Here is a 12,336-nt window from a genome sequence, read left to right on the forward strand (position 1 = left end):
TTATCGAAGAAATACATTTTTCACACACATCGCGTATCCAACCGAACTACTACAGTGGAACCGAGGCAAGATAGGGCAGTTGATTCCGATAATCCATAATACATTGCATATAAAAATAAAAGATGTGCTTCTACTATCAATGCATATAGACAGTTCAAATGTTATTTCTTTTCGATTCTAATAAAATAAATTCTAATTATCAAATACTTACTTCATTGTTGACTTAGCGGTGAAAAACTTCCGCACCACCAACCCAAGTCGATTTTACTGAATTGGTATCCCAATCTGCTGGATGAGTGGTCGAAAGGTCTTGGTCTAACAAAATGAAGTCTGCTGGGGCCTCTTCCGTTGTTTTTCCGGCATACGACCATCCCGCCAAGTGATGAGGATCACTGGAAAAAGCTGCAAGCGCTGTTTCAAAAGGAATACACTCTTTTGCATACCAACTATTTCCCAAACAATTCGAGTACCCGGTACGAAGTATTGCTGTTCGTAGTCCTGCAATTGGATTCAGGTCTTCAACCGGCCAGTCACTTCCAAATCTCAGTCGAACATCCTCCTCTGAGAGTGTGTGAAATGCAAAAGCATTTTCACACCGTTCTTTTCCAATTCGTGCTTCCATCCATTCCCGGTCACCGGCTAAATGAATCGGTTGCATCGAAGCAATCATCCCGAGTTTTTTCACTCTTTGCGGGGTATCTGGCGTCATTACCTGCAAATGTTCGATGGCAATCCGGGATGTGTCGAATCCTTCCACTTGCAGTTTCTCGGCGGTAAACAACAATTGTTCGCACGATGCGTCGCCAATTGTATGAACCGATGCTCCCCAGTTTCGTTCGAGACAATTCCGTAAGGCATCGTACACTTCATCGTTGCTGTGCAGCGGCATGCCGCAAGTATCGGGACGAGAAGTATAGGGTTCGCGAAACCAGGCAGTATGGCTGCCGAGTGATCCATCGAGAAACAATTTTTGGGTCGCAATGCGCAGCCGATCCGAAGAGTACTTCGGAAATTCTAAGGTGTCTTCGTTCGGCCATCCTTCGTTTAGCCACAAATCAATCCGAATCGGCAAGGCACCCGCTTCCGCCCATTGCCAATAGAGTTTCGCTAACTCACAATCCGCATTTTCTCCGACTCCGATAATCCCATTCGCATGAGCCAGTTCCGTCGCCGCCTCAAACCACTCACGATAGTCTGCCGGAGTCGCAGGCGGAATATATCGTTTCACGTTATGCACGGCGAATTCACGAAGCCAACCGTTGGGAATACCGTATCCATCGCGCTCGACTTTACCGCCTTCCGGGTCGGTAACCGGATTCCATAGGGATGCCAATTCCAATGCCGCTCGGTTAACAATAGCCGAATGGAGGTCTTTCGTTTCAATGATGACCGGGAAACTGCCACACCATTCGTCAAGTTGTTCACGCGTCGGATGCAGTGCATTTTGATCGAGCCCTAATCCAATCATCCAACCACGACCTCGCTTCGATTCCATTCCCTCGCGAACAGATAGTAACCGTTCGCGCATTTCCGCTAACGAAGTAACCCCACTGAAATTCAAGGGTCCTAATGCCGAACCGCCCCAGACAAAATGGGTATGGCTATCGAAGAATCCGGGATAGAGAAAGCTGCCTTCACCATCGATCACTTCTGCATCGATATTCGGATAAGGTTCATCAAAAAACCGTACGAATCTGCCATGCTTGATTTCTACTGCGCGCGGTCGATGAAACAACGGAACATTTTTTCGATAGACGCGAACATTTGTAATTAGAATGTGGTTCAAATTCATAGCGCAGGCATCTTTCGTTGCTGATGAACAATCGATATTCCTTTTCCGGTATCGGCATCGATCTCGATGATGGCGGCATTCAAACGGATATCGCCACTCGAGCCACCGCTTTGATGATTTAGAGTAGTGCGAAACCGTTTGATCGATGCGGCAGTATCCATCCCGATAACACCATCATGTGAACCAGTCATCCCAACATCGGTTATGAAGGCGGTACCTAATGGTAATATCTCCGCATCGGCGGTAGGAACATGGGTATGAGTCCCAGCGATGGCGGAAACTTGACCATCGAAATTTTTCGCAAACGCAATTTTTTCGGCGGTTGCTTCGCCATGAAAATCAACAAAGATATTGGGAGTAATCGCCAGCAGTTCTGGTAAAATGCGGTCGGTGGTTTGGAAAGGGCAATCGGTAAGCGGCATATACAACCTGCCTTGCAAGTTGAGAATCGCTACCGGTCGTTTACCCGGAACCTGAACAATCACAAATCCTCTTCCCATCACATCGGGGGGATAATTTGCTGGTCGCAACAACCTCTCCGCATACATCCCGAAAGCATCGGGGGCTTTCTCGCGGTCGAAGATATGATTGCCGCCGGTGATGACGTGAACGCCGGCATTAAGTATCGGCTTCACTTGCTTTATCGTGATGCCGCGACCGGAGGAAGCATTCTCGCCGTTGGCAATAACCAAGTCGAACGGCTCCTCTTTCAACCAACCGGGAACGATACCCGTTACTGCATGGACACCGGGGTCACCGACAATATCACCGATGAACAGTATTCGAATCAAGTTTTTCATAGGCGATGCAAGGTACAAGAAGACTATTCCGTGGGCAAACAAAAACCGCGATGGGTAATCGCGGTTCGCAAGTGGTACTAATAATCCGGTCCGACCAATCGCTCATTGGTGAGAGAACCACGCCTATTTGACATGGTGGGCACTTCCTTTAACGGGACTGACTTCCCCTGACACCGTTTCCGGGGGGGCATGTCATAACCGACAAACGCAAAGCTCCCTCTCCTCTCTTGTTGGTTCCTCCCTTTGAAAACACGATTGGACGGACAAGCCAATAAATTCTTATATGTTACCGATACCCGAATGCCCAGACGAACTGTTTGATTCGATTGCAGGAATTGTTAGACTTCCTCGTCGAGTTCACGACTCATTCTTTCGGTTAGGGCGCGAGCTTTGGATTCAATATCGCTTTTCAATTTATCGCGCTCTTCCCAAGCCATAAACAATTCATCGGTGAGATTCAACGCTGCCAGTACCGCAATCTTCAAAGGAGAGCTGCCATGGGAAAGCGTCTCCTCGACATCGCGCATCTTCGCATCGACGTACTCAGCGACTTTCTTGATATAATCGGCGTCGGCGTCGCCTTTTACGCCATACTCCTGTCCGAAGATTTTTACCCGGACAACCGTCGGTTGCACCGCCATCGTTCCGCTCTCCTTCGGTTTCACCGTCCCCGCCTTTGGTGTTTTCTCCAAAAGTCGCTCTGGAACGGTTTCCTGCGCTACAGTTCTTCCATCCTCGCTAAGATTGCTTCCACTTTTCCCCGGATGTTCTCCTGCTTCTGATCGGCATTCGATAGTTCGGATTTTGCGATAGACAATTCTTCACGGGATTGGGTAAGTTCGCTCTTAGTCGTTTCCAACAAACCTCTGAGATCGCCCAACTCGCCTAATAACTGCTGATTCGTTAATGCAAGTTGATCACGTTCTTGCTTGACCTGTGAAAGTTCGTCGCGTAACGAGTTGGTTTCGGTTTGTGATTTTGCCAGCTCGTCGCGAGTTGCCATGAGCTTCGCTTTGACTTGATCAAACCGTTGCTCGAGCGCTTCCAGTATACTTAAATCCATCGCTCCCTCAGTGGTACGGAACACTACCGAATTATTTTGTTAAAAAATACGAAGCCACCAAACTTTCAGTTGATTTATCAACGTTGGTTTCCAAGTCGATGACTACTGCCCGCTACGCAATTTTACTTCCGGAAGGTGCGCAATCGCTTCCATCACAGTGTTTAGAGCCCCATTGATCTCGGGTTCCGACAAGGTACGATCAGCAGCCAGCATTCGTAACCGAACTCCGAAGGCGATTGTTTTGGTCGCTTTGTCCTCGTGCCGGTCAAACAGCGAAACTGTTACGTCGAACGGTTGTTTGTCGATTGCCTTGTTCGCGCTGTCCAGTAACTGACCCGCTAAAAAGCTATCGGGCGCCAAATACGACAGATCCCGAACAACGGCGGGAAAACGGGAAAACGGTTGATACTTCACTTGCGGTTGTTCTATTGTTAACGCTTCAGCGTTAAACTCCAACACCCAAACTGGTTTATCCAGTTCAAACCGCTTCGCTACAACGTGGGCTTCCGGTCGTAAGGATTCCTTTCGGGTTGCTCCGGATATCCGCCCGGCAAATCCTACCGGTTTTCCCCCTACCTCCAAGCGATACGCTTCCTCGATTGGTCCAAAATAATCAATTGGGGACCATGTAAGCGAGTGCAGTTCAGTCTTTTTCAAGCGTTCCAGTACACCGATCACATCAGTTGAGTCCATTAATCTTGGCTTCGATGCGCGCCACCATTGCGGTTCCGCCTCGCCAGCCATCGCTATTGCCAGATGCCAACGCTCAGTCGATTGGGTGTCAATCAAGCCCTTACCGAAGACTCGGCCGATCTCAAACAACGCGACCCGCTCCCTGCCATGTCGCAAGTTATGTGCCGCAGCAGTCAATAAACTCACCAATAAGTTCGTCCTCATAACCGATAATTCGGGAGCGATTGGATTGGCAATTCTTACCGCACCATCGAGGATTCCCAGCACCGCTAAATCATCCGGATTTACCATCGAATTCGATACCGCTTCGCTGAAGCCCATCGACCGCAGGGTACCGCTCCAGCGTTGCCGGGCAAGCCATTCAGGATTCTGAGCGCTGTTCAATTGCACTTCCGCCGACGGTTTCGTGGGTATCTCACTGAAACCATAAACCCTACCCACTTCTTCGATTAAATCAATTTCCCGGAGTATGTCATGCCGCCATGAGGGGGGAGTTACTTCTACCGATATATCGGATCGTTGATTTGTCGCCATTCCCAAGCGATTGAGAATCGCTTCCGCCTCTCCGAGTTTGATTGTATCGTAACCGAGGATCGAGTGTAGTCTGGTCTCCCGGAGTGAGACAGCTGAGCGAACCAATTGCTTCGGATAATCATCAACTACTCCGAAATACACTTCGCCACCAGCAAGCATTTGAATCAACGAACAGACGCGATCCATTGCATAGATCACGCCATCGGGATCAGCGCCACGCTCAAACCGTTTCGACGATTCAGTGGAAAGCCCTAACCGGCGCGCTGTGCGGCGAATTGTTACCGGGTGAAAATAGGCTGCCTCCAGCAAGACATCGGTCGTGGTGTCGCGAATTTCGCTGTTCAATCCGCCCATAACGCCGCCTAAAGCAACCGCTTTTTCCGCATCGCGGATCAAAACATCTTCCGGGGTAAGGATTCGCTCCTCACCGTCGAGAGTCACAAACTTTTCTCCTTCGGTTGCCATTCGGACACCAATTTCGCTGCCGGAAAGAAACGCGCGATCAAAAGCGTGGAGCGGATGTCCGGTCTCGAACATCACATAATTGGTCGCATCAACGACTGCCGAAATCGAGCGAGTGCCCATTCTCTTGAGTCTTTCGCGCATCCAGAATGGAGAAGCGATTTTGGCATCGACTTTGCGCATAATCCGGGTGCGGTAACGGGGGCAGCCATCAGGCGCATCAATCACAACTTTTACTTGATTCGTTGCTGGCTCATCCAATTCGTCGATTGGCGTTGGCGGCAGATGAATTTCTCGGCCAAATTTTGCCGACAGTTCACGGGCAATCCCGAGATGAGATAAGCAATCCGAACGATTGAGAGTCACCTCAATACCGAAAACTGCATCACTGAGAATTCGCTCAGATAGCTGCTCTCCAGCTTCCCACTCGTCGGTGTCGCCAACACCCAAAACCCAAATTCCAGAATGATCATCCGACCGTCCTAATTCGCGTTCCGAACAGATCATACCTTCGCTGACAACCCCACGGATAGGACGCGACTCCAACGTGATATCGCCGATTTTCGTTCCGACAACGGCGAGCGGTACCCATTGCCCCACTTCGACGTTCGGCGCACCGCATACCACTGTCTTTGTCTCGCCATCTAATGCAACCGTTACCAATCTCAGTTTGTCGGCGTTGGGGTGAGGTTGAATCGCCAATACAAACGCGGCATACACCCCATCGGGAACACCGGGAATGGTCAGCAGCTCTTCGACTTCAAAGCCGAGTTGGGTCAATACATCGCGCAATTGTTCCGGCGTTTCCGGTAAATCGACTAATTCTTGTAGCCAGCGATATGAAATGCGAATCATTTGATTTCTCTTTATCCAAGTGATCTTGATCGTCTACGGAAGCTCGGTAGGACAGACACTCCTGTCTGTCCATGTTTCATGGGCGTATGCCATACGCCCCTACTGCGCGACAGGAATGTCGCGGCCACCCTTCTCAATTAAAACTGCGCGAGAAAACGAAGATCGTTCTCGTAGAATAACCGAATATCGTCGATGCCGTACAGTAACATCGCCAGCCGCTCAATCCCCAATCCGAACGCAAAGCCAGTGTACACTTCGGTATCGACGCCAACCCCTTCAAGAACGTTGGGATGAACCATCCCGCTGCCACCCATTTCGATGAAGCCACTCTGCTTGCAAACCCGGCAACCCTTGCCATGACAGAAGGGACAGGTTACATCAACTTCCGCCGATGGTTCCGTGAACGGGAAGAAATGGGGACGAAAACGAATGTTTGTATCAGGACCAAGCAATGCACGGTAGAACGACAACAACGTCCCTTTCAAATCCGCCATTGAAATTCCCTTATCGACACAAAGCCCCTCGACTTGATGGAACATCGGATTATGCGTCGCATCCGGTTTATCGTTTCGATAGACGCGGCCGGGTGAAATTATCCGTAACGGTACACCGCGTTTTTCCAACGAATGAATTTGTACCGGCGAGGTCTCAGTGCGAAGTAATTCCCGATCACCGGTGCCGGGTACGAGATATAATGTATCGGATTTTTCTCGGGCAGGGTGCCACGGCGGAGTATTCAATGCATCGAAATTGTAATAGGCAGTTTCCAGTTCGGGACCTTCTTCGACTACGAAACCCATCCGTCCGAACAAGTCGGCAATCGCTTCCATCGTCGCTGTGAGCGGGTGTTTGGTCGCAATGGGGTAAGGACGACCGGGCAGTGTCGGATCGAGCCGTGGTACTTTTGCGGAGACGATTACGCGTTTTTGTAAAGTTTCGATTTGCTCGGCGAAGGCGTTCTTCACTTCGTTCAACTTTTTACCAAGCAATTTCTTTTCTTCCGGCGCTGATTTCCCCAGTAAATCGAAGAGTGCTGCAAGTTCCCCTTTACGACCGAGAAAGCGGTTCTTCAGCTCTTCCCACTCATCCGGTTTTGCCTCGGAAATACACGCAGAAAACGATCTTTCAATTTCTAAAATCTGATCGGAAAGACTTGTCATAATCCCATTTCCTGTTATCTTGGTTCGTCAAATACTTGGAGAACCTACATGGAAGACTCACAACCCGGCTCAATAGTTTGGCACGACTTAACCGTGCCCAATGCGGAAGAAGTGAAAAACTTTTACTCAGCCGTCATTGGTTGGTCTGCTCGCGAACGCGACGGCGATTTCGAAATGACGTTACCTGAAACTGATAAAGCCGTCTCAGGCGTATGTTACGCACGCGGAACGAACGCCAATCTCCCACCCCAATGGTTGCTCTATGTAACGGTACCGAGCGTTCCGGTGGCATGCGAGCAGTGCGTTAAACTCGGCGGAACCATCGTCGACGGCCCTCGCAGATTAGGCAACAATATGTTCTGCGTCCTCAAAGATCCCGCCGGGGCTCATATCGCACTCATCGAACCGTAAAGAACAATGAAAAAGGGGAACCTCACTCGAGGCTCCCCTTGCACAAACGATGCGCCGATGCGCTATGCCCGGGCTGCCTCGACGAGGCGCTCAAAAGCGACCGGATCGCTAAATGCGAGATCGGCTAACACTTTCCGGTTGACAGCGATTCCTTTGACATCCAGTAAATGGATGAAAGTACTATAATTCATACCGAAGGGTCGAACTGCCGCATTGATCCGGACAATCCAAAGTCCGCGAAAATCACGCTTCTTTAACCGGCGGTGTTCAAAGGCATACAAGCGTGCGCGGTCAACGGCATCCATCGCTTGACGAATGCGGGTATGTCGGGTTCCCCAATAACCCTTCGCCGCCTTTAAAATCTTCTTACGGCGCTGTTTGGATGCAACGTTTCGAGTACTGCGTGGCATTTTTTCTGTCTCTTTCTATCGGGCAAAAGCCTATTGACGTTTCGATGAAAACTCTTAGGCGAGGATCAGCCGTTTCACGCGCAAGACATCGGCGTCGGCAACGATGGCATCGTGACCAAGGATCCGCTTCGCTTTTGCCGACTTATGTGTCAGCTTGTGGCGCATATGATTATGACCGCGCACAATTTTCCCCGTACCGGTAACGGTAAAGCGCTTCCGTGCGGCGCGATTGGATTTCATTTTCGGCATTCTGGCAATCCTACTTCTTCATTAGCTGCACGCTCATGCTGCGCGCGCCTTCCATTTGAATCGGTGTTTCCACTTTAGCGACTTCGGCAAGTGCCGTAATGAACCGCCGCAATAAATCGTCACCGAACTCTTTACGGGTCAACAATCGACCCCGGAACAAAACAACCGCTTTAACCTTGTTTCCTTCGAGAATAAAGCCGCGCGACTGTTTCACCTTTACATCAAAATCGTGATCGTCGGTCACCGGAGTAAAACGAATTTTCTTAACTTCGGAATGCGACTGTTTTTTTCTCGATTCCCGTTCCTTCTTCGCCAGTTGGAACTTATACTTGCCAAAATCGAGAATTTTGCATACCGGCGGGTTGGCCGTCGGAGCAATTTCAACGAGATCCAGCTCGTTTTCCCGCGCGATTTCGAGTGCAGTGCGCGGATCCATAATACCTAACTGCTCGCCATTCATACCAATGACCCGGATCTGTGGAACCCGGATTCGTTCATTGATGCGAATATTGCTTTTCTCGTCCGGTGGTGCTAACGGCGGTCTAACGGCAACTTCCTCCGAAACTTTATCTCATCGATCCGACGAAATGTTCGTCTCTGTCAAAATAACAACGCACGATTTCGCTTCACATCCGGGCGAACCCGGCACTGTGGGCGGTATAGGACTTGAACCTACGACCTCTTGCATGTCAAGCAAGCGCTCTAGCCAGCTGAGCTAACCGCCCGAATGAACTTGCCGACACTGCCACTCCCGGACATGCCTGTTCGAACATGGTGCCGAGGACCGGACTTGAACCGGTACGGATTTTACTCCGAGGGATTTTAAGTCCCTTGCGTCTGCCAATTTCGCCACCTCGGCAGGTCGGTGTAATGAGGCGGCGATCGGAATCGAACCGATGGATAAAGGTTTTGCAGACCTCTGCCTTACCACTTGGCTACGCCGCCGTCGACAGATTCGCCGTATAAATTAAAAACGGAGATACGCTCTCCGTCCTCGAAAGAGGGTCTCGCATCAGCCCGTCGCATCAGACAGCCGATTTGCATCAACTTTGACCGATACATTTGAGCGGGAGACCGGACTCGAACCGGCGACAATCACGTTGGCAACGTGACACTCTACCAACTGAGTTACTCCCGCGTGGGAACCTGTCGTAGTTCCCGCAGAGTGAAAATATAGAGCTTCAAGGATTTGATTGCAACTCGCTCGCGCGATTTGCATTTAGTCCGGAAGTGGAGCATATCGGGATCGAACCGATGACCTCTTGAATGCCATTCAAGCGCTCTCCCAAACTGAGCTAATGCCCCGCAACAAGCGTCCTCGTCTCAACCGGTTGGCCTCGAAAAAAACGCTCTTGCGACCCCACGGGGGTTCGAACCCCGGTTGCGAGGTCGAAAACCTCGAGTCCTAACCACTAGACGATGGGGTCGTCGCTTTCCGTTGTACGAAAAGCTCGGTAAAATAAAACCTCAGAAGCCGAATTGCAAACTTTCCCCTAACACCAAGTCTACACCGGACTCTCCGATTAGGAAATACTTGGAGTAAGCAACGGAAACGCGTACTTTCCCCCTTTCCTAAACCGAGATACGAGAAAAATGCAATGACGAAACAATCTGCCCAGTTTCCCACCCCGGCATCTTACGGCATCCCGGAAGAGTTGCCCGATATCGATTACGGAGTTATTAAGCGCGACGAGCACGCCCGTATCTATCGTTGGATGTTGTTGGGAAGACGGGTAGAAGAAACCGCGATCTCGCTCTACCGGCAAGGTAAGGTTGTCGGCGGCGTATATCCCGGCATTGGACATGAAGCAATTACTGTGGGTAGCACATTTCCGCTGCTGCAGGAGGATTGGCTCGCCCCGATGCACCGCGACCTCACGGCACAGATGGTGAAAGGGCAACCCTCAAAGTTCGTTTTCTCACAGTATCTCGGACGAAAGAACTCGCCAACTCACGGTAAAGACGGTTCTGTCCACCTCTCGAATTACGATTACAACATCAACGGCTGCATCAGTCACATCGGAGCGATGCTGCCGTTTATTGTCGGTGTCACCTACGCCGGAAAGCAGCGTGGTGAGTCGTGTTGCGCGGTTACCTACTTCGGTGACGGCGGCGTTTCCATCGGTGATTTTCACGAAGGAATGAACTTCGCTTCGGTAGTGAAAGCGCCGATTTTAGTCTTCATTGAGAACAACCAGTTTGCCTATTCAACACCGCTCGACAAGCAGTACAACATTAAATCACAAGCCGACCGCGCCATCGCCTACGGCATTCCCGGCATTTCCATCGACGGCAATAATGTGCTCGCCGTAGTCGCTGCCACAAAACATTTTCTGAATCGCGCTCGCGCCGGAAAGGGTCCTGCTCTCATTGAGTGTGTAACAATGCGAATACTGGGACACAGCGCGCACGATGCCGCCGATTATGTGCCCGGAAAAATGCTCGAAGAGTGGAAGAAATTTGATCCGATTCCACGCTATCAACGCTATCTCTTGCGGAAGAAAATCCTCAGCGAGCGGGAGTTCGGCGCAATTGAGGCAAGTGTCGAGGAAGAAATTCGACAAGGGGTCGAGTGGGCAGAGGCGCAACCATATCCAGCAGGGTGGGAAGCCGGCGAAGGGGTGTATGCAACAGGCCTCGCAAAACGCAGCAACAAGCTGTGGGAATAGTAGCGGTTCACAGGATCGATACGACTTTGTTATGTGTTGCGTAAACGCCCGTTCGCGCTTTTCACCTGCCGCAAAAAATATCAAGTATCGACAAATATCTTCTGCTAACTTGTCTCCTGAGAAAGGGAGACATCATGACCGAACAAACAACTCACCAATACCATGCCAGCACTCTCCGGGTTCTGCGATACCTCCAACAACACCTCGACGAGGCGATAGATCTGGAATTGCTGGCAAGTATCGCCGGTTTTTCGCCGTTTCACTATCATCGCATCTTTCGCGGCATGGTTGGCGAAACGGTAATGGAGCATGTCCGCCGATTGCGTCTGGAGCGATCTGCCAGCCGACTCACCCATTCCACCGATTCGATAACACAAATCGCTTTTGCAGCCGGTTACGAAACACTGGAAGCATTCTCTCGTGCGTTTCGCAATATGTTCGACGCCTCCCCATCTGAATTCCGCAAACGGAAACAACAATTGCTGTTTGGCAAACATCCCAGCGGAGTTCACTACTCACCCGATAACAAAACACTCGATCTTACACCACTCACTCAGAAAGGAAGAACGATGGAAGTGCATGTTGAAACCCTCCCCCCGATGAAAGTCGCCTATATCCGATACATCGGACCATACAACCAACAGGAAACAGCATGGAACCAATTATGCGGTTGGGCTGGTCCGAAAGGTTTACTTGGACCAAACACGAAGTACATCGCTGTCGATTATGACGATCCTCAAGTCACTCCACCAGAGAAACTGCGGGTTGACTGTTGCTGTACCATTGACCGCGAAGTTACTCCGGAAGGAAATATCGGAATTCAAACCATTGGAAACGGGAAGTACATAACGACGTTACATATCTGTACCTATGAAGCGATGGAAGAGACCTACACCTATTTGTTAGGACAATGGATTCCTGAAAACGGAAAACGACTCCGGCAGGAACCAAGTTTGGAGTTCTATCTGTCAGATCCGGATACAACGAAACCAGAAGAGCTTCAAACCAAAATCTATATCCCGATTGAATGACAACTTTCTGGTTTGAGCAAACGGAGCGTTGTTTTTACAGCGCTCCGTTTTGTGCGGATATAATCCCTCTACTGAATCTTCCCTAATTTTTGTAAGACCAATAAATAATACTGCGACGCAAACAATCATTTGTTTAGATTACTTAATCTCCATTAAGCATGATTCATTTTGCATTTATGAGTCATTTTGTTTAAATTATTGATATCT

At 50.0% G+C, this 12,336-nt stretch carries 12 protein-coding genes and 6 tRNA genes; 3 read left to right on the forward strand and 15 right to left on the reverse strand.

Translation table 11 applies throughout. The annotated features are described in order from the left end of the window. Positions 1-223 precede the first annotated feature (223 nt). The 6 genes from OEM52_04840 to pheS all read right to left on the reverse strand — a co-directional run bounded on the left by OEM52_04840 (position 224) and on the right by pheS (position 7,359). Positions 224-1,792, reverse strand: coding sequence for an amidohydrolase (locus OEM52_04840; protein MDK9699464.1), 1,569 nt, complete (start codon positions 1,790-1,792; stop codon positions 224-226). Beyond that, a complete protein-coding gene (locus OEM52_04845) occupies positions 1,789-2,592 on the reverse strand; it encodes a YmdB family metallophosphoesterase (GenBank protein ID MDK9699465.1) in 804 nt (267 codons plus the stop codon). Before OEM52_04845 ends, OEM52_04840 begins: the two co-directional genes overlap by 4 nt. 338 nt (positions 2,593-2,930) lie before the next feature. Then, on the reverse strand, positions 2,931-3,257 hold the full coding sequence (locus OEM52_04850) for a cell division protein ZapA (GenBank protein MDK9699466.1): 327 nt from the start codon (positions 3,255-3,257) through the stop codon (positions 2,931-2,933). A gap of 53 nt (positions 3,258-3,310) precedes the next feature. Beyond that, positions 3,311-3,655: a hypothetical protein gene (locus OEM52_04855; GenBank protein MDK9699467.1), complete on the reverse strand. Its 345-nt coding sequence runs from the start codon at positions 3,653-3,655 to the stop codon at positions 3,311-3,313. A gap of 102 nt (positions 3,656-3,757) precedes the next feature. Beyond that, the gene (gene pheT / locus OEM52_04860) at positions 3,758-6,199 is read right to left on the reverse strand and encodes a phenylalanine--tRNA ligase subunit beta (protein MDK9699468.1); all 2,442 of its coding nucleotides are present in this window, start codon (positions 6,197-6,199) and stop codon (positions 3,758-3,760) included. A gap of 137 nt (positions 6,200-6,336) precedes the next feature. Then, complete coding sequence (pheS, locus tag OEM52_04865) at positions 6,337-7,359, reverse strand: phenylalanine--tRNA ligase subunit alpha (GenBank protein MDK9699469.1); 1,023 nt, start codon at positions 7,357-7,359, stop codon at positions 6,337-6,339. 48 nt (positions 7,360-7,407) lie between these two features. On the opposite strand from pheS, the gene OEM52_04870 reads away from it, so the two are divergent. Further along, positions 7,408-7,770, forward strand: coding sequence for a VOC family protein (locus OEM52_04870; GenBank protein MDK9699470.1), 363 nt, complete (start codon positions 7,408-7,410; stop codon positions 7,768-7,770). Between the two features lie 62 nt (positions 7,771-7,832). Here OEM52_04870 and rplT read toward each other — a convergent pair whose 3' ends face one another. The 9 genes from rplT to OEM52_04915 all read right to left on the reverse strand — a co-directional run bounded on the left by rplT (position 7,833) and on the right by OEM52_04915 (position 9,856). Further along, a complete protein-coding gene (rplT, locus tag OEM52_04875; protein MDK9699471.1) occupies positions 7,833-8,180 on the reverse strand; it encodes a 50S ribosomal protein L20 in 348 nt (115 codons plus the stop codon). Between the two features lie 54 nt (positions 8,181-8,234). Next, positions 8,235-8,429, reverse strand: a complete 195-nt coding sequence (gene rpmI, locus OEM52_04880; GenBank protein MDK9699472.1) for a 50S ribosomal protein L35 — start codon at positions 8,427-8,429, stop codon at positions 8,235-8,237. Between the two features lie 10 nt (positions 8,430-8,439). Continuing rightward, complete coding sequence (gene infC, locus OEM52_04885; protein MDK9699473.1) at positions 8,440-8,937, reverse strand: translation initiation factor IF-3; 498 nt, start codon at positions 8,935-8,937, stop codon at positions 8,440-8,442. A 143-nt stretch (positions 8,938-9,080) separates the two neighbouring features. Next, positions 9,081-9,154: transfer RNA gene (locus OEM52_04890), tRNA-Val, on the reverse strand. A gap of 47 nt (positions 9,155-9,201) precedes the next feature. Then, positions 9,202-9,288, reverse strand: a tRNA-Leu gene (locus tag OEM52_04895). A 14-nt stretch (positions 9,289-9,302) separates the two neighbouring features. Continuing rightward, a tRNA-Cys gene (locus tag OEM52_04900) sits at positions 9,303-9,374 on the reverse strand. Positions 9,375-9,494: 120 nt separating this feature from the next. Then, positions 9,495-9,567 (reverse strand) — tRNA-Gly (locus OEM52_04905). A 93-nt stretch (positions 9,568-9,660) separates the two neighbouring features. Further along, positions 9,661-9,734, reverse strand: a tRNA-Ala gene (locus OEM52_04910). Between the two features lie 50 nt (positions 9,735-9,784). Then, a tRNA-Glu gene (locus OEM52_04915) sits at positions 9,785-9,856 on the reverse strand. Between the two features lie 171 nt (positions 9,857-10,027). On the opposite strand from OEM52_04915, the gene OEM52_04920 reads away from it, so the two are divergent. Further along, positions 10,028-11,098 (forward strand): thiamine pyrophosphate-dependent dehydrogenase E1 component subunit alpha, encoded by a 1,071-nt coding sequence (locus OEM52_04920; protein MDK9699474.1) that lies wholly within the window; start codon positions 10,028-10,030, stop codon positions 11,096-11,098. Between the two features lie 134 nt (positions 11,099-11,232). Next, positions 11,233-12,129, forward strand: coding sequence for an AraC family transcriptional regulator (locus OEM52_04925; GenBank protein ID MDK9699475.1), 897 nt, complete (start codon positions 11,233-11,235; stop codon positions 12,127-12,129). Positions 12,130-12,336 lie beyond the last annotated feature (207 nt).

It is taken from the genome of bacterium (genome assembly GCA_030247525.1).
Taxonomy (GTDB): domain Bacteria; phylum Electryoneota; class JAOADG01; order JAOADG01; family JAOADG01; genus JAOTSC01.

What these genes read in the sequence shown, in the direction of transcription:
- OEM52_04855 (MDK9699467.1), bottom strand. Translation starts at nt 3,655, where the DNA reads ATGGATTTAAGTATACTGGAAGCGCTCGAGCAACGGTTTGATCAAGTC.
- pheS (MDK9699469.1), bottom strand. Translation starts at nt 7,359, where the DNA reads ATGACAAGTCTTTCCGATCAGATTTTAGAAATTGAAAGATCGTTTTCT.
- rpmI (MDK9699472.1), bottom strand. Translation starts at nt 8,429, where the DNA reads ATGCCGAAAATGAAATCCAATCGCGCCGCACGGAAGCGCTTTACCGTT.
- OEM52_04845 (MDK9699465.1), bottom strand. Translation starts at nt 2,592, where the DNA reads ATGAAAAACTTGATTCGAATACTGTTCATCGGTGATATTGTCGGTGAC.
- OEM52_04870 (MDK9699470.1), top strand. Translation starts at nt 7,408, where the DNA reads ATGGAAGACTCACAACCCGGCTCAATAGTTTGGCACGACTTAACCGTG.
- OEM52_04925 (MDK9699475.1), top strand. Translation starts at nt 11,233, where the DNA reads ATGACCGAACAAACAACTCACCAATACCATGCCAGCACTCTCCGGGTT.
- pheT (MDK9699468.1), bottom strand. Translation starts at nt 6,199, where the DNA reads ATGATTCGCATTTCATATCGCTGGCTACAAGAATTAGTCGATTTACCG.
- rplT (MDK9699471.1), bottom strand. Translation starts at nt 8,180, where the DNA reads ATGCCACGCAGTACTCGAAACGTTGCATCCAAACAGCGCCGTAAGAAG.
- OEM52_04920 (MDK9699474.1), top strand. Translation starts at nt 10,028, where the DNA reads ATGACGAAACAATCTGCCCAGTTTCCCACCCCGGCATCTTACGGCATC.
- OEM52_04840 (MDK9699464.1), bottom strand. Translation starts at nt 1,792, where the DNA reads ATGAATTTGAACCACATTCTAATTACAAATGTTCGCGTCTATCGAAAA.